Source organism: Citrobacter sp. Ce006, from assembly GCF_030336535.1.
Taxonomy (GTDB): Bacteria; Pseudomonadota; Gammaproteobacteria; order Enterobacterales; family Enterobacteriaceae; genus Citrobacter; species Citrobacter europaeus.
In genome coordinates this window covers 97,510-118,364 of the sequence record NZ_JAOWDO010000071.1, presented here as the reverse complement: position 1 = coordinate 118,364, position 20,855 = coordinate 97,510, and the positions used below count along the sequence as shown (strand labels likewise).

17 protein-coding genes are annotated in these 20,855 nt (G+C 50.7%); 7 read left to right on the top strand and 10 right to left on the bottom strand.

The genetic code is table 11. From position 1 onward, the window contains the following. The first annotated feature begins 194 nt into the window (after window positions 1-194). On the top strand, window positions 195-1,088 hold the full coding sequence (locus tag OGV94_RS13795; protein WP_043017349.1) for a MurR/RpiR family transcriptional regulator: 894 nt from the start codon (window positions 195-197) through the stop codon (window positions 1,086-1,088). 46 nt (window positions 1,089-1,134) lie between these two features. Here OGV94_RS13795 and OGV94_RS13790 read toward each other — a convergent pair whose 3' ends face one another. Further along, the gene (locus tag OGV94_RS13790) at window positions 1,135-2,505 is read right to left on the bottom strand and encodes a class-II fumarase/aspartase family protein (RefSeq protein ID WP_193145240.1); all 1,371 of its coding nucleotides are present in this window, start codon (window positions 2,503-2,505) and stop codon (window positions 1,135-1,137) included. Window positions 2,506-2,911: 406 nt separating this feature from the next. On the opposite strand from OGV94_RS13790, the gene OGV94_RS13785 reads away from it, so the two are divergent. From OGV94_RS13785 to sitD, 6 genes are all read left to right on the top strand, one after another. Then, window positions 2,912-3,952 (top strand): porin, encoded by a 1,041-nt coding sequence (locus OGV94_RS13785; RefSeq protein WP_047409196.1) that lies wholly within the window; start codon window positions 2,912-2,914, stop codon window positions 3,950-3,952. A 10-nt stretch (window positions 3,953-3,962) separates the two neighbouring features. After that, the gene (locus OGV94_RS13780; protein WP_286518631.1) at window positions 3,963-4,736 is read left to right on the top strand and encodes an SGNH/GDSL hydrolase family protein; all 774 of its coding nucleotides are present in this window, start codon (window positions 3,963-3,965) and stop codon (window positions 4,734-4,736) included. A 182-nt stretch (window positions 4,737-4,918) separates the two neighbouring features. After that, window positions 4,919-5,836, top strand: a complete 918-nt coding sequence (locus OGV94_RS13775; protein ID WP_047409189.1) for a metal ABC transporter substrate-binding protein — start codon at window positions 4,919-4,921, stop codon at window positions 5,834-5,836. Beyond that, window positions 5,833-6,648: an iron/manganese ABC transporter ATP-binding protein SitB gene (gene sitB / locus OGV94_RS13770; RefSeq protein WP_075145720.1), complete on the top strand. Its 816-nt coding sequence runs from the start codon at window positions 5,833-5,835 to the stop codon at window positions 6,646-6,648. The genes OGV94_RS13775 and sitB overlap by 4 nt, the downstream gene beginning before the upstream one ends. A 2-nt stretch (window positions 6,649-6,650) precedes the next feature. After that, entirely contained in the window at window positions 6,651-7,508 is an 858-nt protein-coding gene (sitC, locus tag OGV94_RS13765) for an iron/manganese ABC transporter permease subunit SitC (protein WP_047409186.1), read from the top strand. Beyond that, the gene (gene sitD / locus OGV94_RS13760; RefSeq protein ID WP_047409183.1) at window positions 7,505-8,356 is read left to right on the top strand and encodes an iron/manganese ABC transporter permease subunit SitD; all 852 of its coding nucleotides are present in this window, start codon (window positions 7,505-7,507) and stop codon (window positions 8,354-8,356) included. Before sitC ends, sitD begins: the two co-directional genes overlap by 4 nt. 6 nt (window positions 8,357-8,362) lie before the next feature. On the opposite strand, the gene OGV94_RS13755 is transcribed toward sitD, so the two are convergent. The 9 genes from OGV94_RS13755 to OGV94_RS13715 all read right to left on the bottom strand — a co-directional run bounded on the left by OGV94_RS13755 (window position 8,363) and on the right by OGV94_RS13715 (window position 20,195). Next, the gene (locus OGV94_RS13755; protein ID WP_286523585.1) at window positions 8,363-8,722 is read right to left on the bottom strand and encodes a hypothetical protein; all 360 of its coding nucleotides are present in this window, start codon (window positions 8,720-8,722) and stop codon (window positions 8,363-8,365) included. Further along, window positions 8,706-9,230, bottom strand: coding sequence for a chemotaxis protein CheW (locus OGV94_RS13750; RefSeq protein WP_043017358.1), 525 nt, complete (start codon window positions 9,228-9,230; stop codon window positions 8,706-8,708). Before OGV94_RS13750 ends, OGV94_RS13755 begins: the two co-directional genes overlap by 17 nt. An 11-nt stretch (window positions 9,231-9,241) precedes the next feature. After that, window positions 9,242-10,918, bottom strand: a complete 1,677-nt coding sequence (locus OGV94_RS13745) for a diguanylate cyclase (RefSeq protein WP_043017359.1) — start codon at window positions 10,916-10,918, stop codon at window positions 9,242-9,244. Window positions 10,919-10,931: 13 nt separating this feature from the next. Next, window positions 10,932-11,294, bottom strand: coding sequence for a response regulator (locus OGV94_RS13740; RefSeq protein ID WP_043017360.1), 363 nt, complete (start codon window positions 11,292-11,294; stop codon window positions 10,932-10,934). A gap of 22 nt (window positions 11,295-11,316) precedes the next feature. Next, a complete protein-coding gene (locus tag OGV94_RS13735; RefSeq protein WP_286518632.1) occupies window positions 11,317-13,449 on the bottom strand; it encodes a hybrid sensor histidine kinase/response regulator in 2,133 nt (710 codons plus the stop codon). An 11-nt stretch (window positions 13,450-13,460) separates the two neighbouring features. Next, complete coding sequence (locus tag OGV94_RS13730; protein WP_047409173.1) at window positions 13,461-14,873, bottom strand: CheR family methyltransferase; 1,413 nt, start codon at window positions 14,871-14,873, stop codon at window positions 13,461-13,463. Further along, the gene (locus OGV94_RS13725; RefSeq protein WP_075145716.1) at window positions 14,870-15,937 is read right to left on the bottom strand and encodes a chemotaxis protein CheB; all 1,068 of its coding nucleotides are present in this window, start codon (window positions 15,935-15,937) and stop codon (window positions 14,870-14,872) included. The genes OGV94_RS13730 and OGV94_RS13725 overlap by 4 nt, the downstream gene beginning before the upstream one ends. Beyond that, the gene (locus tag OGV94_RS13720; protein ID WP_286523582.1) at window positions 15,934-18,024 is read right to left on the bottom strand and encodes a methyl-accepting chemotaxis protein; all 2,091 of its coding nucleotides are present in this window, start codon (window positions 18,022-18,024) and stop codon (window positions 15,934-15,936) included. The genes OGV94_RS13725 and OGV94_RS13720 overlap by 4 nt, the downstream gene beginning before the upstream one ends. Before the next feature lie 62 nt (window positions 18,025-18,086). Beyond that, a complete protein-coding gene (locus OGV94_RS13715; protein ID WP_286523581.1) occupies window positions 18,087-20,195 on the bottom strand; it encodes a sensor domain-containing phosphodiesterase in 2,109 nt (702 codons plus the stop codon). Window positions 20,196-20,855: the final 660 nt, after the last annotated feature.

Below are 20,855 nucleotides of genomic sequence, written 5' to 3'. Positions count from 1 at the left end.
GTTGTGCGGTTGTAAAATACGGGAAAGGTGTTTTCCCACCACTTTTTGTGAGTAAGATCGCAACTCATCTGAATGCGGTCGCATCCCTTAGAAAAGGCTGGATGCGGGTTTCCAACATATTCATTCTATGATTGACGTCGAAAGCGTATTCCCCTATAACAACGTTGATATACAGCAGCCATCGGGTGTTATCTATGTACAAAAAAAACACGTTAAGTCTGGATGAGTATAACTCACTTACTCTTAATATGGGTGATCTGACTGAATCTGAGTGCCGACTTAATGAGTACATTAATAAACACTTCAATGAACTCCCCTATCATGGCATTGTTGATCTCTCGCAAAATGCGATGGTAAGCAAAGCCACCATTGGCCGATTTTTAAATAAAATTGGGTTTACGGGTTATGCTGCTTTTCGCAAAGCATTAGACATTACGCTATCAAAAAATAAAATATCCGCACCCTTTGAGAAAAACATCAAACTACGTAACAACCCCAGCATTACCACTGAAAGTATCGTTACCGATTTCACCCACAAAGTATCAGAATTATTTAATCAATTTAAAAATAATATCGATATTGAAAGCCTTAATGCGTTTATCGATCTGGTATTGAACAATCAACGTCATATTTATGTCGTCGGCCCTTCATCATCTCATGCAATGGCAACGCACTTTTGTACACTGCTAAAGTACTTTCGCAGTGACATCACCCTGTTACCGACGGACATCAGCGAACTCCCCAAATGCCTCCTCAATATTGAGGAGGAGGATGTCTTGATTGTGTTCTCCTACTACCGATTTAACCGGGTAGCGCTCAATATTGCAAAGTGGTTCAGAAAAAAGAATGCCGTCGTGGTCCTGGTTACCAACTCAGAGGCGAATCCTTACGGTAAGTTCTGCGATCTGCAGTTCGTTCTTCCCAGCGACGTACAATCCATTTTTCAAAGCCGTATTCTTGGCTTCTTTTTTATCGAACTTATATTGCATCTGGCGTATGAGAAAGGTGAGAGCGAGGGGAATTTTGCCCAACTGGAGGAGTTGTTTGTCTTTTTCGAAACATTTTCAGCATCAGCCCACAATACTTAGACCCACCAGCAGCCAGGAGTGTTCTCACTCCTGGCAACAGGATGCATCAGGCTATCTCTGGGGTTTTCACGCGATCGAACTCAGCTATAGTTTCAGCGATTAGCGCGTCGTTCGCTCCGATATATGACAGCGGCTCGCAGGCGTCGGCAATTTCCTCTACAGATAATGATGCGCGGATTTCCGGGCTAGCCTGGACAATCTCCATGAAACTCTGCTCACCGTTTGCATGCTTCAGCAGGTCTTTAACTAAGTTATAGGCAGACTCTCTGCCAATTTTGGCGGCAAGCCTCATCGTCAGCGATTCCGACATAATAAAGTGCTTCGAACAGTCAAAATTGGCGCGCATCTTCTCTTCATTAATAATGAGATGCGCAAGCAGATTCTTTGCGCGTGTCAGGCTGGTCGATAAAGCATTAGAGGCCTCCGGGAGGATTGTCCAGTTTAATACCCTCATTGAGGCAGCCCGTACGTCCTGTTGATCCAGCATTGCTGGGGCGCCAGACGCATACATCCATCCCATCCTTGCCAGCGTTTGCATCATGTTACTGGCACGCGGATTAACTTTGTGCGGCATCGTGCTCGACCCTCCGCCGCCCTCACCCTCAAGCACTTCAGCAATCGGCGTGCGTCCCATTGTTTCGACATCGTTGGCCAGACGACACAGCGTGCCGTGAACAAGGGCAAAAAACTGCACGACTTCAACAACCGCATCCTGGCTGGCATTATTAATGCCGCAGGGCACGTTCAGACCCAGCGCTCGCATCAGCCGTTCACGCGTTTCCATTCCCTGCTCGCCCACCGAGGCCAGATTACCTACCGCGCCGCCAAAGAGCCCGGTGACCGCGCGCGGGTACAACTGCTGGAGTCTTATCAGATGGCGGTTAACCTCCGCCAGATAACTGCAAACATGTAGCCCCCATGTTGTCGCAGAGGCATCCACCGAATTGGTGCGCGCAACCATCACCGTCCTGGTATGACGTATTGCCATCGCTTTCATCGCTTCGCCAACATCAAGTAATTGCTCGCGCAGCAGATGCAGCGTTTGTTGTAGTCTCATCGCCATGCCAGAGTCCAGCAGGTCCTGAGTGGTACATCCCCAGTGCAGAAACTGGCTGACCAACGGTGTGCCGCAAGCAGAGATCTGATCGATCAACGGTTTTATCGCCATACCAACCGTCTGTGTTTCCTGTGCCAGGGCCGGCCAATCTATCTGTATATCCCTGCACGTTTTTTCAATTTCGACGGCGGCTTGCTCAGGGATAATCCCCAGCTCGCCTTGCACGCGAGCGACAGTCGCCTCAAACCGCAACCAACACCGCAGCAGATTGTCGTCAGACCATATTTCCCGCATCCGCCCCTGGGTGAACAATGAAGAATAAAGATCAGAATCAAATACCGTTGTTTGCTTACCGAACATACAGCGCCTCTCCGGCCAATGAATGCGTCAAAATCGAAAATGTGATTAATCAAGTTTGCGGGATCTGTTTTCCAAATTATAGGGGAAAATAGTATTCCCACCCCAAAATGGCCATGAGAATGCAATATTCCCATTTTCATTTTTCTCACCAAGTAGAAGTGCGATGTACTTCACAGTAATTTGTGAATTACACTTTAAACAACCGTAATATTTCCAAAAAAATGCTTATTAAATATAAGAACCATTAATACAATAGTGAAAACGGAGATATTTATGCGTGAATAATCACATTTCATCACGAGAAAAAATAATTCCCATACCGCTGTCATTCCATTTCCACAAACAATTACCTCGCTGTGAACTTTATTTTTATGGTCAGGAAATTAATGCTTGTTTGAGGGATGACATGAAGCTAAAAAATTATTCACTAATATTACTTATGGGTATGAGTTCCTCGGCGTTCGCCTTAAACGTCTATAATAAGGATGGCAATACTCTGGATATCTATGGCCGCGTTGAGGGTAAAATAGCAAGTGGCCAGAATTCATTTGCCGGCAGTGAAAGCCGAAGCGATCTGGGTGGCCGTGTAGGTATTTATCTCACCCGAGATCTGGATATTCTGCCAGAAACTAAAATCGTGGGTCGTCTGGAATGGCAGGTGCGTACCGAAAAAAATGATAACAATACCGGTGAAAGCGATATGGAGGCCCGCTATTCCTATGTCGGTCTGTCAAATAAAACATGGGGTGAACTGATCACCGGGAGAACCAAAAACCCGTTGTATCAGGTAATGAAAATGACCGATAAATATAAAAACTTCACTCCCAATATCTATAGCTATGGTATTACAACTATAGATGATTCGTACCAGTTCAACCGCCAGGACGGCACCGTTCAGTGGAACGCCAAATTTGCCGGTAACGAAATTCAACTGGCATGGGTCTCCGGTAATGGCAACAGCGACAACGAAGCCCTGGATTACGGCGCGATGGCCAGCTATCGCAAGTCTTTCAAATTTGGTGATTTTAGAATTACACCAGCACTCGCGGCCAGTCGTTACAAACGACAGGATGGCGTAGTGACCACCGATGGGCGTAATCAAAACGATCAAATTATGGGAGGGTTACAACTCGGTTATAAAGCCTATGAGGTCGCGGTAACCGCATTACGGACTTCTATTTCCCGTGATAACAATAGTGATAATAATTATAAAGGAATGGATTCGCTCATTTCCTACAACTTTGGCACCGTCAAGGTACTCACCGGGTATAGTTTTTTAAATGAAGACGGTAAAGATATTGCTGAAAAAGAAGACTGGCGTGCTGAGGCGCAATTAACATTGGCTGAGGATACGTGGTTATCATTTACTTACGATAAAGAATTCGCCAGTAAGAACAAAAAAACCAATGATGATGCGCTTATCGTTGGGCTCCGTTACGATTTCTAAGAGATAACCGATGAAAAAGATTACTTTGCTTGCCGCAGTAACAACCCTGGCACTGAGTAGTATCTGCGCTCACGCTGATACATTATTAGCGCCTTCCGCACATGCGAAAATGGATGGCGAGAATAAAATCGTCGCGCTGTATGGCAACTCGTTCACGTTCTATAACAACAATATCAATACCCGATTACGGGATTTGACACAGTCTTTATTGCCTGACCATGCAAAAGGGTATAAGTATCGCGGGATCACGATTTCCAGCGGCCATTTAGGCTGGCAAATTGAGAATATGCGCTACCAGAACACGCTACAGAAATGGGATGTAGTGGTATTACAGGGGAACTCCACAGAAACGATTTCAAAGAAAGAAAGTACCCGACAAAACTTCGTTGATTCTGCAACCCAAATGGCCAACATGGCACATCAAGCGGGTGCAAAAGTCGTCTATTTCATGACCTGGCCGAAAAAAGACAAACCCGAAGATAGCCAAAAACTGGCGGACGCTTATATCTCTATTGCGCAGAAAACGGGAGGATATGTCGCTCCGGTTGGCCTGGCTTTTGAGAAAGCGCGCAAAACCCATCCGGAGATAAATCTGTATTATCATGATGGTGTACATCCTTCAATTTCTGGAACGTATCTCGCCGCATGCGTATTCTTTGCCACCCTGTATAACCAGTCTCCGGTCGGTGGCGCGCTTCCCGTTGATACGGACATGACCCCTGCTACCGCCAAAATGTTACAACAGATTGCATGGGACACCGTCACTGAGTTCCAGAAGTCGTAATCATCAGGTAATTCATCACCGACACGCCGGCAATTCTGTCGGCGTGAAACGCATTATCCCCCGCCAATTCCTTAGCTCCCTACGCAAATAAGAATTATTTTCATTTATTTATACCTTGTGCTATATAACATAGCAAAGGCTATATTCGTTGATAAATTAACCACTTTGTTGTGAGGGATACTATGCCGCATCTGCCCCATCTGAAATCATTTCTCCTTGCCAGCGCGTTAACAGCGCTGACGCTGTCACCCGCCTGGGCGAAAGAAAAGTTCAAAGTGATAACCACCTTTACGGTGATTGCCGATATGGCCAGCAACGTAGCGGGTGACGCGGCGGACGTCAGCTCCATCACCAAACCCGGAGCAGAAATTCACGAATATCAACCCACGCCGGGAGATATAAAACGGGCGCAAGGCGCGCAGCTTATTCTCTCCAACGGCCTTAACCTCGAACTATGGTTTGCCCGCTTCTACCAAAATTTGTCCGGCGTACCGGAAGTGATGGTCTCAAACGGCGTGCAGCCAATGGGTATCAGCGAAGGGCCGTACAACGGTAAACCAAACCCGCATGCCTGGATGTCAGCGGAGAACGCGCTTATCTACGTGGATAACATTCGCGATGCGCTGATGAAATACGATCCAGACAATGCCGCCACCTACCAGAAAAATGCGCAGAATTATAAAGCAAAAATCCAGCAGACCCTGGCGCCATTGCATGCAGAACTGGCCAAGCTCCCTGCTGATAAACGCTGGCTGGTCACCAGCGAAGGCGCATTCTCTTACCTCGCGCGTGATAACAACCTTCAGGAGCTGTATCTGTGGCCAATCAATGCCGATCAGCAAGGCACGCCCAAACAGGTACGCAAGGTGATCGATGCGATCAGAGCGCATCATATCCCAACGGTATTTAGCGAAAGCACCGTGTCCGACAAACCAGCACGTCAGGTTGCCCGTGAGTCTGGCGCACATTACGGCGGCGTGCTGTATGTCGATTCGCTCAGCGCTGCCGACGGCCCGGTTCCGACCTATCTGGATTTACTGCGCGTAACCACACAAACCATTGTCAACGGCATCAATAAGGGCCTGGAGAGACAACCATGAGTCACTCTGCGATTACCGTAAATCAGGTTACGGTGACGTATCGCAACGGTCACACCGCATTGCGGGACGCCACTTTTCAGATACCGGGCGGCTCAATTGCCGCTCTGGTCGGCGTAAACGGTTCGGGAAAATCAACGCTTTTTAAAGCGCTGATGGGTTTTGTCCGCCTGGCGCACGGGGAAATATCGATTCTGCAACAGCCGGTTAATAAGGCGCTCAAACAGAATCTGATTGCCTATGTCCCTCAGTCAGAAGAGGTGGACTGGTCATTTCCGGTACTGGTGGAAGATGTCGTGATGATGGGACGCTTTGGCCATATGGGGTGGCTGCGTCGGCCAAAACAGATTGACCACGCCTGCGTGGATGCGGCGCTGGCGCGGGTGGATATGCTGGACTATCGCCATCGCCAGATAGGTGAATTATCCGGAGGGCAGAAAAAACGCGTTTTTCTGGCAAGAGCCATCGCGCAGGACGGGCAGGTTATTTTACTGGATGAACCCTTCACCGGCGTGGATGTGAAAACCGAGGCCCGGATCATCGACCTGCTGCGTGAACTGCGTGATGAGGGGCGGACCATGCTGGTCTCTACCCATAATCTGGGATCCGTCACCGAGTTTTGTGATTACACGGTGATGATTAAAGGCACGGTGCTGGCAAGTGGACCAACCGAAATCACCTTTACTCACGAGAATCTCGAGCTGGCATTCAGCGGCGTACTGCGTCACGTTGCGCTGAGCGGCGGTGAACAACACGTGATTACCGATGATGAACGCCCGTTTATTTCGCGACGCGCGACAAGCGAGGGTAAATAATCATGAACTGGCTGACGGAGCCGTTTGGCTACCAGTACATGCTCAACGCCATGTGGGTCTCGGCGATGGTCGGCGGCCTGTGCGCGTTTCTCTCCTGCTATCTGATGCTCAAAGGCTGGTCGCTGATTGGCGATGCGCTGTCGCACTCTATCGTTCCGGGCGTTGCCGGAGCTTATATGTTAGGGCTTCCCTTCGCGCTTGGCGCATTTCTTTCCGGCGGACTGGCGGCGGGCAGCATGCTGTTTCTCAATCAACGTTCACGCCTGAAGGAAGATGCCATTATCGGACTGATTTTTTCGTCCTTTTTCGGTATCGGGCTATTTATGGTGTCGCTCAATCCGATGTCGGTGAACATTCAGACCATTATTCTCGGCAACGTGCTGGCGATTGCGCCGGAAGATATTCTGCAACTTGCCATCATCGGCGTTATCTCGCTGACTATCCTGTTTTTGAAGTGGAAAGATCTGATGGTGGTCTTTTTTGATGAAAACCACGCGCGGTCTATCGGTCTGAACCCGGGCCGGTTGAAGCTGTTATTTTTTACGCTGCTCTCCGTTTCCACCGTCGCCGCACTGCAAACCGTCGGCGCATTTCTGGTGATTTGCCTGGTGGTGACGCCCGGAGCAACGGCCTGGCTGCTGACCGATCGTTTTCCTCGCCTGCTCACCATCGCCGTCGCTATCGGCAGCCTGACCAGCTTTTTCGGCGCCTGGCTGAGCTACTGGCTGGACGGCGCAACCGGCGGAATTATTGTCGTTCTGCAAACGCTGCTGTTCCTGCTGGCATTTGTCTTCGCGCCAAAACACGGTCTGCTGGCGAATCGCCGCCGAGCCCGTCTGGTGAACAAGGAGCAAGTATGATCTTAACAATGCTGCTGGAACCTTTTCAGTTCAGCTTTATGGTCAATGCGCTGGTCATCTCCACTATTGTCGCCGTCCCCTGCGCGCTGCTGTCGGTATTTTTAGTACTCAAAGGCTGGGCGCTAATGGGCGATGCCATGAGCCACGCGGTTTTCCCGGGAATTGTGCTGGCATGGATTGCAGGTATCCCGCTGGCAATTGGCGCGTTTATCGCCGGGCTATTCTGTGCGGTGGCGACGGGCTATCTCGACGATAACAGCCGTATCAAACGCGATACTCTGATGGGGATTGTCTTTTCGGGCATGTTTGGTGCGGGACTGGTGCTGTACGTCTCTATCCAGTCAGAAGTCCATCTCGATCATATACTGTTCGGCGACATGCTGGGCGTATCGTTAAGCGATATCATGCAAACCGCGGTTATCACGCTGGGAATAGCGCTTATCATCGGACTTAAATGGAAAGATCTGCTGCTGCATGCGTTCGACCCGCATCAGGCAAAAGCCAGCGGGCTTAACACCGCACTGCTGCATTACGGCCTGTTATGCATGATAGCCCTGACGATTGTCGCCACGCTAAAATCAGTCGGGATTATTTTGTCGATCTCCTTACTGATTGCGCCTGGCGCCATTGCGATTTTAATGACGCGAAAGTTTTCTCACGCCTTGTGGCTGGCGGTGGTTATGTCGGTTATTACCTCGTTTATGGGCGTGTACCTGTCATTTTTCATCGACAGTGCTCCGGCCCCTACCATCGTCGTACTATTTTCCCTGCTGTTTGTGATTACCTTTATTTATTCCACCCTGCGCGACCGCCGTTTAGAACGGCGACGCCTGCATGATGTGCTATAGGGCTAATCAGCGCCAGCTTAACAGCGGGCTGAACGCCTCTCGCCCCACCAAAGCGCGCAGCGCAGGCAGATGGCAACTGCGCGCCAGAAGCGGCGGAACGGCAAAAATGGTGTCGCTGGAGAGCATCACGTTCTCCAGCTGTCCCCAAAAGTACCAGCCGGTATCAACGCCGCTGTCAGGAACGCATAAATGCAAGTGTCTGCCCTCCTGCTGCTCATCGGCAATACCCAGCCAGTGACTAAAGCGCGGGATTTCCGGTACAACATGCGTCACCAGCGCGCAGCGTCCAACCTGGCTGGCCGGAATATAAAAATTCTGCGAACCCAGCGTGACGCGCACCGCTGCAAGGTTAGTGAGAGCCGTCATAGCCACGGGTCTCCTGATAACGATCAAACACCAGATTCAGGTCGAGCAGCGTGAACCAGGTTTCCGTCACGTTAACCACACCCACTGCGATCGTTTGCAGCGCCGAAGGCAGCGAGTCTCCCGGCAAATGAATCTGGCTTTCAACAACGTCCAGCACATCAATCAGTTTGTCTATCAGGATCCCGCTTTGCATTTTTTCGGCACAACCAATCAGGATGGTGCGTTTACCTGCCAGATTGACGGCAGGGGTGTCGATCAGGCTGTCCAGCCTCATCACCGACTCGACTCGCCCGCGGTAATTAATGACCCCTTCAAGCATTGGCGGGCAACAGGGAACCCAGGAGATCGGGCGCTCTGCGAGGATCTCTTTGATCTGCGCGCCGTAAAAAGCAAAATTCTTACCCGCCAGTTGAAATAACACCAGCGTACGCTGCGGCTCATCAACGTTTTCACATTCCGGCTTTTCGCCATGATTCAGCGCGAGAATGTGCTCCAGCTGTTGGCTCATGTTTTCTCCTTTTACTCAGCAACGCAGAAGGTGTTGCGGCCATTTTGCTTCGCGGCGTATAGCGCCTGATCGGCACGTTCGCGCAGCGTTTCGATCCGATCGCCAAACTGCCATTGCGCAATACCCGCGCTGAAGGTGCTGTGAAAGCTGACATCATTGACGGAAAACGTGACCTGTTCGTAATCTCTACGTAATCGTTCGACCACCCGCGCCGCCTTGTCACTGCTGGTGTTAGGCATGATGATGACAAATTCTTCACCACCGTAACGCCCCACGATATCGGTGCTGCGTAAGCGATGCGAAAACAGCTGCGAAATACCGACAATCACCTGATCGCCGACCGCATGACCGTAGGTATCGTTAACGCTTTTGAAGCGATCCAGGTCCACCATCACCATGCAAAACGGGTTGCCACTGTAGTTCGACTCGGCAATCGCGCTTTTAAGAAAATGGGTGGTCGTCGAGTGGTTATATAACCCGCTCAGGCTGTCCTGCGACATGCGGGCACGCAGGACGCGCATTCTTTCCGCGCGGATCGATACGGCTCGAATCAACTCCTCTGGATCGGCCTGTTTGAGAATAAAATCCTCCGCGCCAATACTCATCGCTCCCAACTGCGCATGCTTGTTGGTCTCGCTGGAGAGATAAGCGATAGGCAGGCCAATATGTTGCGGTATTTGGCGAATCAGTTTTGTCAGTTCCTCGCCGCTGAACTCCGGCATGTGGTAATCCATCAACACCAGATCGATCGGTTGCGCATTCAGCACGTGCAGTAAATAGTGAGGTTTTTCCAATACATGTACTTCCATTCCCGCCATGCGCAGCATTTCGGCGTTGTACTCCGCCACCGCCGGCTCGTCATCGATCATCAGCACCTGATAAGGTTTTCTCAGCGACGGTTGAGTCAGGCGGTGAAGTTCCTGTACTAAATCGGTAATCGAAGCCGGTTTTACGTAGTAACCATCACAGCCGGATTTAATGGCGTTGATGCGGGCGTTAAAATCGCTATGACACGAGAGAAACAACACCGGGAAAGGTTTACCCACTTTGCGCTTCAGATCCGACATCGCCAGCGGTCCACCGTAGGCGTTGTCCGGAAAGCTGACGTCCATAATTACCACGGCAGGCGGTTGCAACAATACGGCCTGACTAAAATCCTGCGTGCTTGCGAACACATGGCAGGTAAAACCAAAGCAGCGCAGTTGAGTAGCGAGCAGTTCAACCTGGTCGAGGTCATCATCACACAGGTAGATAGGCTTGCTGGCCCGCCGAACATATCCCTCTTCCGGGCGTTGCGCGGCGATCGGTAAAGTGAAATCCGTATCGCTGATGCGATGCTCAAGATTGAGCTGCTCCTGAGTCAGGGTGTACAACCAGCGAATGATTCGCCGCAGCTCATCGTAATGCAGCGTGCCAGCCTCCGTTTCTGGCTCCGTCAGTAAACGCTCACCTTCTGCTGAAGCATTCGCCAGCGGGCTAAAACCAAATGATCCCGCCGAACCGTGGATACTGTGCAGCAGAATATGCAGCTGTTTACGACAGGCTTCGCTGGGCTCTGCGACCAGTTGAACGAGTAATCTTTCCGCTTGCGCCAGCATGTCGGGGATTCGACGTAAAAACCCCTGGCGCAAACGCGCTATTTTTTCCTGCGCAGCCGCCATCGCTATGTGTTTATTTTCTTGTTTCATCACACGCCCAGGCTTATTTCGTAACCGCAGGTGGCTGCAGTAGCGCGTTCACCGCAGCCCCCAGATTTTCCGCAAGGTTTTCATCTTTTTTAACCCAACGGTCGTACGCAACGTCGCTGGCCGTCACTTCATTGGCACTCAGTAAAATAAAAGGTTTGGACCAGTGCTGAGCGCGTAACAACGCCAGTAAATCCAGTCCGCTAATCTCTGGCATATGCAGATCGCTAATAACCAGGTCGATATTGTTGTCCGAGTCCAGGCTTGCTAAGGCGGAAATCGCGCTTTCCACAATCACCACATCGTAGCCATCCATTTGCAAAAAAATAGACGCCAGTTCGGCCGCAAAAAGATCATCATCAACTAATAAAATTCGCATCTTCTCTCTCGATTTTGCGCCATCAGCACAAAAGCATTTTTAATGTTTTTATCAAACTGTCCTGCTCGAAATCGCCTTTGGCGATGTAGGCATCCGCCCCCACCTGAATCCCTCGCCGCCGGTCCTCTTCCTTTGCGCGGGACGTCACGATGATGATTGGCGTGTGCTGATAATTTTTCTCTCCTCGCAAGGATTTGGTGAAGGTGAAACCATCCATAAACGGCATCTCGACATCCGTCAGTACGGCATCAAACTGGGTCAGTTTCGCTTTTTGCAGTCCAGACAATCCGTCTTCTGCCAGCGTGACCTGATAACCGTGCGCTTCCAGCACATTCTTTTCTATCTCGCGGGTATTGAGGGAGTCGTCAACCACCAGCACGTGCCAGGCATCCGGCGTAACGTTTGCCGCCGGTGCGGGTGCCGTGGTTTGTCGCGATTGCTGCGCCATCGCCATCAGCGCGGGGACTTGCAGAATGCTGACCAGTTGGTTTTCCGGCGTTTGTACCATCCCGGAAACCAGCGACTGCTGCTGCATATGCTTCGGTAACGGTTTGATCATCATCTTGCGTTCATCGAGCAGCTTATCCACCCGCAGCGCCATTTTGCTAAACTGGTTTTGCACCACGATTAACCGCTGCCCAGCCGGTGGAGAACTTCCCTGACGCTCATTAATACCCAGCAAGGCGCCTGTGCAGACCACCGGGATAAACTCGTTATGCAAAATAATGGCGGGTCGCCCGGCAATATCGCTAATTCCCTGCGCGGTGCACTCCACCACCTCGACCACATACTGCGCGGCCAGACCGAACAGGTGTCCCTGCTCTTCAAATTGCAGAATGCGCATCATCGTTAGCGAAACAGGCAGACGCAGACTAAAGCTGGTTCCGATGCCCGCACGGCTATAAACCTGCAAATCTCCTTGCAGATCGGTCACCACCGTTTTGCGCACCACATCAAGGCCCACGCCGCGACCGGAAAGCTCGGAGACTATCTTGCTGGTAGAAAAACCAGGATGAAAAATCAGCTCATTACACTCCTGCTCGGAGAGCTGCCCGGCCATGGAAGCAGGAACCAGACCTTTACTGACCGCCTTCGCGCTGATGGCCTCATAGTTCAGACCGCGACCGTCATCTTCGATACGCAGTAGTATCCCACTGCCGTCCTGTTGGGTAGTGATGGTAATGGTGCCACGCGTGGATTTACCGAGCGCCAGACGTTCATCGATCTCGCCAATCCCGTGATCGACGGCGTTACGCAGTAAATGCGTCAGCGACTCCGATAAGCGGTCAATCAGTTGACGATCGATTTCCACTTCTCCGCCGACAAAGCGGCATACCACCTGCTTATTCAGCGTGGAAGCCAGCTCACTGACCTGCAGCGAAATCGGTTCAAACAACGTTGAAAGCGGCAGCATGCGGATCCGTGCCGCCACGTCGTAAAGTTCAAACATTTGCAAATGCTGGAGCTGGACGCTCTCTTTCAACTGCGCGCTGAAATCGTGGATCTGCTGGCGAAGCTGTTCGGCACTCAGGCCTGGCAGTCGCGGGACCAGTTGACTCAGATTTTGGATCTGTTGCTCAAGGCGGTCATGCCCGGCGAGAACTTCCCCCAGGATGTCGATCAGGCCATCGAGCTTATTCAGCTTTACCCGCACGAAATCGGCCTGCTTAATGCCGGAATCCATGCTGGCTGCCGCTGCAGGCGTTGGGGTGCCTGCTTTTTCCGTTGTCCCTGCACCTTCGACCGCCAGTGTGACAGCCTCTCCCCGGCTGGCGCGGGCAAGGCGTTCGCACAGCCCGGCGTCCGCCGGTGGCAACTGATTATCCCCTTCGCTGACAAAAAGCTGCGTCAACTGGCCGGAGAGATACTCCACGGACTCATGAATCAGATTGCCCAGCGCCCTGTCCGGCGTCAGTTTGTTATCACGCAGCTCACTCAATACATCCTCAAGATGATGAGTGACATCGGCGATACTTTGCAGTTTCAGCATCCGCGCGCCCCCTTTCAGGGTATGCGCGGCGCGAAACATCTCGCCTATCCAGGCTTCCGTATGCTCATCAGCGGAGAGGAGAAACGCCCCTTCGCTGATCGTCTGCAAATGACCTCTCCCTTCATCAATAAAGCGCAGAACGAATTTTTTTAGACAGATAGCCATAATCGCTCTTATTAGCCACTTTGGTGGGCGAATTGCGCCAGTTGATGTTCACACAGGAAACGAAACGTATGGCCTGGAAAAACGATCGGCAAACGCAGACGACAAACCGATGATGGATTGTTCATTTCAGCATTCAGTAACTGCATTACCACGCGATAAGTCCGTTGTGCGGGCTGGCGCAGCTCGCTTTGTCGGTACATTTCGGCCAGGTAATAGTGTGCCGGCCAGTAGCCCGGTTCCTGATAAACCACCTGTTTGAACCAGGCGATAGCCTGCTGCGTCTGGTGTTGCCACATCATCGCCAGGCCGAGCAGCATTTTGGCCTCTGCCGACCACTCATCCTGCGCGAGGATCTGCTGCGCGTTGCCGGCTGTCTGAGAAAATTCACGTTGCTCAAGGGCTATCACCCCCTGGATCAGCAGCGCATCCTGATTACGGGGATCGTCGCGTAATACGCAGGCGATACACTTTTCGGCTTCAGAAAAACATTTCTCATCGAGACAGGCGCGTGCTTTCTTCAGCCAGTCATTATTCTGCTGCACCGTTGGCGCGGAAGCGTCCTGTTCAACCACCGTTCTCGGCGGCGCAACGCGCGATGCAGCTCGGGGCACGGGCGCGACCTTCGCCGCTTCGCGATGGTGACAAAAATAGAAAATGCCCTCTTCCTGCTCCAGTTTTAGAATGTCGAAATTGTTGGCCAGCGTTTCTGCATTGCCAAAAAATAAGGCCCCCTGCGGCTGTAACATCTTCAATAAATTACCGTGCAGTTCACGACGCGTTGGCGTGTCGAAATAGATGGACACGTTGCGCAGCAAAATGATGTCCACTTCCGGCAGCAACTGCTCTTTTATAATGTTGGTGCGATGAAAGGAGACTTTCTCACGAATCTCATCATGCAGCCGGTAGAGGTTTCCCGAGCGGGTAAAATAACGTTGCTGAATACTCGGGTCGACGCCGCGAAACGAGTAGCTTGAATAGCAGGCGTTACGGGCTTTTGCGAGGATTGCCGGGTCAATATCACAGCCGTAAATTTCAATACGCTGCGCCATCGCGCCGAGGAATTTCTCATGCAGCTTGATAGCCAGCGAGTAGGCTTCTTCCCCCGAGGAGCATCCGGCACTCAGAATACGCACCGGGCCGCTACGCTGTTGCAACAGACGTGGGATCCACTTGTCACAGATTAAATCCAGCGTATCGCTTTCACGGAAAAAATAGGTTTCGTTAATCGTAATCAACGTAATGAAGCTATCAAACTCGTTCTGCGAGATACGCAGTTGCTCGTAGTATTCATAGTAATCACTGATTTTTCGCTCAGCCATTCGCCGACTCAGCGCCGTTTTCAGCAGTGCTTCCATGGCGTTATCGAAGTGTAAACCGACCCGTTCTTTGATCAGACGGGCATAATCAGGAAGATTGGGGATCATAGCAATTTACTCTCAAAGCGCCCGTGACACGCCATTGCAAGCAACACTTTGGCAAGGCCATCCAGTGGGATCGTGCGGTGTATCAACTGCTTGTCGATCGCGTTCTTATTCATACCAAATACCACCGAACTCTCTTCGTCCTGCGCCAGCGTTCTGCCGCCTCGCCGGAAAATAAGCTCGATGCCGCGACAGCCATCGCTGCCCATCCCCGTCATAATCAGTCCGACGGCTTTTTCGCGAAACACTTCAGCCACCGACTCCAGCAACAGATTGCAACTGGGATGGTAAACGTCACTTTCCTGTCTGGGGATCGCCGCCAGACGCTGGTTGTTTTTGACGATCAGATGCTGCTCCGGCGGTAATATATATACATACCCGGCCTGTACCCGATCGTCTTCCTGCGCCAGTCGTACCTTCAGCTCGGTCACGCTGTCGAGCCAGCGCACCATATCTTTTGCGAAACCATCAGCTATATGCTGGGCGATTAGCACCGGACACGGGAACGTACCGGGGAGTTCCTGCAATAGCTTACTCAGCGCCTGCGGCCCGCCCGTCGAGCAGGCAATCGCCAGCACAAAAGGCCAGTCCTGCGGCGACTGTGCGGCATCCGTTGTCGGTCGTGCAGTTGGCATCACCGGTTCACCTGGATGGCGTAATCCCTTGATATGACGAATAACTTTCACGCCAACCAGCAATTCTACTTTGCGATGCAGGGCGTCCGTTGATAGCGGGAAATCACTGCTATGATGCAGCACCGCCAGCGCACCGCGTGAAATGTAATCATCATCCCATTGTTTTTCTGGGCAAAATCTCATGACCAAAATGGGGATGGCGCTGGTTGCCATAATCGTTTCGACAACCTCGACGTTATCGGCGCTTGAGGTATCCAGCGTCAGAATCAGCAGATCGGGCATCAGCTGTTGCAACAACCGAATCGCCAGCCGGCGATGGGCTGCTTGCCCCACCACCTTAATATGCGGGTGATCCTCCAGTTGCCTGACCAGCTCATTACGCGACGCGCTGCCCAGGTCGAGGATCAGCACCCGAATGTTGCCGCTATTCATGCTTCTGCTTCCATCAGAGTGAATGAGGACGACGCCTCTTTCAGCGCTTTCGACAACTGCGTCATGTCCTGGCTGACAACCAGAATGTCTTTGATGGACTGCGAGGTATAGTTACTGGCAACGACAATCTCTCGCAGCGCCATAACCACCTGATTACTTGCTGTTTTCTGCTGCTGGGTAGACAGGGATATTTGCAGCGCCGCCGTCGAGGTTTGCTCTGCAGTCACGACGATATCATTCAGATGCTCGGCGCTGACTTTGCACGCTCTGGCGCCCGCTTTGATGCTCTCGCCGCCTTTTTCGGCGTTCAGCACCAGGCGATTGATTGCGTTTTGGATCTCGCTGATCTTATTCTCAATCTCAACCGTCGATTCCGTTACCGAGTCGGCCAGACGGCGGATTTCAGCTGCCACCACCGAGAAACGCTTACCGGCTTCCCCGGCGCTGGCCGCTTCCAGCGCGGCGTTAAAGGCGATCAGTTTCGTTTGATCCGCGACGCTGTTAATGATTACCATCACGCGACTGATTTCCGTCGACTTATTGCCGAGCATCATGATTTCACGCATGTTTTGCTGATTGTCGGTGTCAATATCCGTCATGCGCATCAGCAACTGCGACATCGATTCTGAACCTTTATTACAGTCATCAAGGGTCTGATTGGCGATATCCACAACCGCCCGCGAATGTTCAGCAATTTGCGTGGAAGACGCTGACAGTTCCTCCATGGTGGAGGTAATTTCAGCCACTGAAGAAGAGGTTTCCACGCTGGTTGACGCCTGACCATCTACCGCCTCGGTGATGTGCAGCGACGCCTGATGTACCGAATTCGCATGAGAAACCATACCACCGACCAGCGAGTGCAAACGCTGGCGCATCGTTTCTACCGCGCTCAACAACTCGCCAATCTCATCGTGATGATCGACCTGCACATCCACCGTTAAGTCGCCTTCAGCGATACTCTGCGCAATCCCCAATACGCGGTTTAAGCGTCGGGAAATCAGGAAGCGGCTGGCAACGGCAATCAGCAATAAAATGATGGGCAGCAGCAGCGCGGTGAATAACAGCAGACCGTTACGCACCAGATTGCTGCTTTTGGCGACATCGTCAACGTAGTTGGTCGTTGCGATTATCCAGTTAATCCCTTCAACGTATTCATAAACGGCGACTTTGGTTTTCGGCAATGCGCCATAACCGCTCACCCAGTTGTAATAGGTGTTGCCATTTTTATGTTCGAGCATATCGGCAAATAGCTTAAAACCATTGGCATCAGTAATATTAATGGCCTGCTGGTTGTTCAATGAGGGATGGACCAACATCCGACCCGGTTCAAATCCGGCATCCAGTACGTAGGCATAGCCATCTTTGCCAATATGCACATTCAGCAAACGCTGAATAATCGGTTGCAGACTTTGTTTGACGTCAAAACCTACCGCAACCGCCCCAACCACCTGGCCATATTTATCGGCAATCGGTTCATAGTGACTAATAAACTGCTTACCAAATAGCGTCACTACGCCGGAAAAAGGTTTGTTCTTCAAAAGTAACGGTAATGCCGGGTTGTCGCGCCCCAACGCCGTTGCGGTTGCCGTATTGCCTGAACTTGCCAGCAAGGTGCTACTAACGCGCACAAACTGCTCGCCTTGCAAAATAAACGTGCTGGCAAATACGCTGGTTAGTTCGGTGAAATGCGCGTTGGTGTTCGGGTTACTCAGGACCGCTTTTAATTCAGTAGAGTCCATGTAACGCAGCGGTTTATTGGCAACGTTTTGGTAGTTGTTAATATAAACATTGCTGTAATGCTCCGCATCGCGTGTCACTCGCTGGAATTCGTTAGATATGCTGTTGTGGAATATACGCGTGTTGGTCTTAATCATCTCCAGCGCATTGACCTGCAGTTGTCTGGAAAGATAAGACGATAATATAAAAGAGGCGCCAATCAGCAATGTTGCGATACAAACCACCAGAATCATGCCGAGCTTCATCGCTACACCGGGATGGATATTGTGTAGCCAGGATAGCACCCGAACGCGCGGCCCCACACCGCTGGCACCCGCCGTTCGATTTTTCACTTTAATAATGTCACTCATATTTTTTATTCTCTACCTGAGAAGAAATGACTCTTTTTGGTCATAAGAAGTTCGCGCTCTGCTTATTCCAGCGAAAGCAGCGGCGTAGGCTTGCCAATGTGATATCCCTGTAACCACCCCACATCCATTTTTTCCAGACACGCCTGAATCGTAGCGTTTTCAACAAACTCGGCGACAACCTGCATATTTTTCATTTCGGCAACGCGGCAGAATGACTCGACGATGTAATAGCTGATTTCACTTTCGGTGATCCGTCGAATAAAAGAGCCATCGATCTTCAGAATGTCTGCTTCGATATTCATCAGGCGGGCATGACTGGCAAACCCGGTACCAAAGTCATCAATGGCTACCCGACATCCCAGTTGGCGTATTAAACGAAGCGTTTCCACGGTTTGCTCTTTGTCTGAAAGCGTATCGGCTTCCGTTATCTCAAAAATAATTCGCTGCGGCTCCACCGCGTAATCGTGCAGGAGCTGGGTGAACTTCGCGATAATATTGGAGCGACATACCGTCACCGGCGCCAGGTTGATGGAAAAACAGCGCTGCGGATGGTTACGCATAAATTTCAGGGTATTTTCGATAACCCAGAGATCGATATCAGGCGCCAGCCCCGCATCATGAGCAACCGGCAGAAAGCTGTTCGGAGGAATAAATTCCCCCCGTTCGTTGAGCATGCGGATCAATATTTCATGATACGGCGCTTCACCATTGGTACTGACGATTGGCTGCGCCATCAGCACAAACGTGTTGTTATCCAGCGCATTTTGCAGCGCGGTGCGAATTTCCGTTTTATCGACAATGTGGTTGCCGAGGATCCGGCTATGCTGCGCCTCAATGTTTTCCGGCCTGCCGTTGGTCAGCGATAAACCCGCCACCATGCCCAGCTTCCCCACCAACTGATAAATGTCATCACTGAGATCGTTAATCAGGCAATAGCCCAAACCGCTGCGAAAACCCAGCCGATGGTTATTGTAAAAAAGCCGAAAACTATTGGCCGCCTGGTACAAGTCGCATAGCCGTTCCCAGGTACTATTTTCAAGCCGAATCAGCAGATCGTAACCCGCGTGGTAATAGACTTTCTCGCTTTTAACCAGGTGTTGGCGCAGATGGTCGGCGAGGATCTTCTGATAGCGGGCGCGAAAATGAAAGCCATAGCGGCGCGAAAACAGCTCCAGCTCCGGAATTTGTATCAGGCACACCGTCGCGTGCTCAGTCGTAAACAGCTCCGTCTTCAGCGCACGCAGATTCGCCATACCCGTCATCGGATCGGTCAGGCCGAGCAGAAGCGCCTGGTTAAATCGCTGGCGGGTAAATTTGGCCAGCACTCCCATGATCACGATGGTAAGCGTAAAGACAAAGATCAACGTTGAAACCAGCGCCTGATGCTGAATGAAGTCCACATCGCTGGCGATATAACTGTCGTTATGTTTGCCTAAAATGATCACCACGATGGTCCACACCAGCATGGTGAACAAATGACCAATTTTAATGGATCCCCACAGCATTAACGGGAACAGCAAGATCAGGCTATAGAGAGAGAAAAAGACGTTCAGATTGTCCGGTGATGTTAAAAAGAACATCAACACAAAGAGTAAGGCGCACCATGAAATAGCGCCAAAGGCGCTGATATTGCCTTTACATTGTGCAGCAATTGCCCGCCAGAAAGTCAGCAGGAAAGATGGTCGACGGATGATTCGATATATCTTGTAAAATAAAGGGATACCCGTCAGACAGCCGTTGATGCTCCCCTGAACGCGTACCAGCATACCCAGACTTAACGCCGGAAAGTTATCCACATCCGGTCGTTGGCCATGGGTGACAAATATGGCAAAGATTTTGCCCAACACCAGATACAGCAGGACGTTATAGCCACACAGCCAGACCAGACGATTAAGGCTGATTTTGATACGACCAAAGCTAACGCAACTGCGTCTGCCCGTGACTCTGCGGTAAGCGGCGTAGCTTAAGGTGGAAGCCACGATCAGGCACAACGCATCTACCCGTTGGTTTTGCGGGCCGATCGCAAACATGACGATAAGGAACAGAACAAATCCCGGTATCACCCGAAAACCAAACAAGACTAATGCGGCTGAAAATACGGCCAGCCGGAGATCGTAAACTGTTAAAATAGTATTATTGAGAATACTGTAACCGTTAAGATATTGTGCCAATGGGTAAAAAAGGCCGGGTAAAACAAGTGGCAGGCACCATTCCCGAATGTTTTTCACAGTGTTTGTATTTATTATTGCGTCCAAATCAATTTATCCGCTATGCACTATACCAATAGGACTTTAATCCAGACTCGAATGTCACAAACAAATCCTTTTGGGTCAGTCGATGCACCATAGCAAAATTGTCAACATTGACCGCGCACTGAGAAAATAAAATAAGGTTCTATATTGAAGTGAGCATCTTATTCATATCAAATCAGGAAATAAATACCCATTTATAGACAAAAATGGACATCCCGCAGGGATAAAGCCACGCCCTCCCCTGATAAAATAAAAGCTAATTCATTGATGTCACGTAAAAAAACAAGAACCTTAGAGATAAGCCATTAGCACCTCCAACCAGTGTGCACAAAAAAGCTTCGCGGACAGCATTAATGTCAACATTAATATGTTGTCGAGGGCATAACGAAAAATGTATTTTTATGCACACTTTTGCCTGTTGACGAAAAGAGCAGCGTTATCTATATTCGCATACCGTTATTTTTGTCATTACTCACCATGGTTCAATGTTAGTTATTTGTTACGTCATTACGTTTCACATCTTTCATCTACTTGTTTGCAACAATAATATTCCATTAAGTAATAACAGAAATTAAATTT

Excerpts from the sequence above, each read along its gene's own strand:
- OGV94_RS13795 (WP_043017349.1), top strand. The coding sequence starts at position 195 with ATGTACAAAAAAAACACGTTAAGTCTGGATGAGTATAACTCACTTACT.
- OGV94_RS13790 (WP_193145240.1), bottom strand. The coding sequence starts at position 2,505 with ATGTTCGGTAAGCAAACAACGGTATTTGATTCTGATCTTTATTCTTCA.
- OGV94_RS13785 (WP_047409196.1), top strand. The coding sequence starts at position 2,912 with ATGAAGCTAAAAAATTATTCACTAATATTACTTATGGGTATGAGTTCC.
- OGV94_RS13780 (WP_286518631.1), top strand. The coding sequence starts at position 3,963 with ATGAAAAAGATTACTTTGCTTGCCGCAGTAACAACCCTGGCACTGAGT.
- OGV94_RS13775 (WP_047409189.1), top strand. The coding sequence starts at position 4,919 with ATGCCGCATCTGCCCCATCTGAAATCATTTCTCCTTGCCAGCGCGTTA.
- sitB (WP_075145720.1), top strand. The coding sequence starts at position 5,833 with ATGAGTCACTCTGCGATTACCGTAAATCAGGTTACGGTGACGTATCGC.
- sitC (WP_047409186.1), top strand. The coding sequence starts at position 6,651 with ATGAACTGGCTGACGGAGCCGTTTGGCTACCAGTACATGCTCAACGCC.
- sitD (WP_047409183.1), top strand. The coding sequence starts at position 7,505 with ATGATCTTAACAATGCTGCTGGAACCTTTTCAGTTCAGCTTTATGGTC.
- OGV94_RS13755 (WP_286523585.1), bottom strand. The coding sequence starts at position 8,722 with ATGACGGCTCTCACTAACCTTGCAGCGGTGCGCGTCACGCTGGGTTCG.
- OGV94_RS13750 (WP_043017358.1), bottom strand. The coding sequence starts at position 9,230 with ATGAGCCAACAGCTGGAGCACATTCTCGCGCTGAATCATGGCGAAAAG.
- OGV94_RS13745 (WP_043017359.1), bottom strand. The coding sequence starts at position 10,918 with ATGAAACAAGAAAATAAACACATAGCGATGGCGGCTGCGCAGGAAAAA.
- OGV94_RS13740 (WP_043017360.1), bottom strand. The coding sequence starts at position 11,294 with ATGCGAATTTTATTAGTTGATGATGATCTTTTTGCGGCCGAACTGGCG.
- OGV94_RS13735 (WP_286518632.1), bottom strand. The coding sequence starts at position 13,449 with ATGGCTATCTGTCTAAAAAAATTCGTTCTGCGCTTTATTGATGAAGGG.
- OGV94_RS13730 (WP_047409173.1), bottom strand. The coding sequence starts at position 14,873 with ATGATCCCCAATCTTCCTGATTATGCCCGTCTGATCAAAGAACGGGTC.
- OGV94_RS13725 (WP_075145716.1), bottom strand. The coding sequence starts at position 15,937 with ATGAATAGCGGCAACATTCGGGTGCTGATCCTCGACCTGGGCAGCGCG.
- OGV94_RS13720 (WP_286523582.1), bottom strand. The coding sequence starts at position 18,024 with ATGAGTGACATTATTAAAGTGAAAAATCGAACGGCGGGTGCCAGCGGT.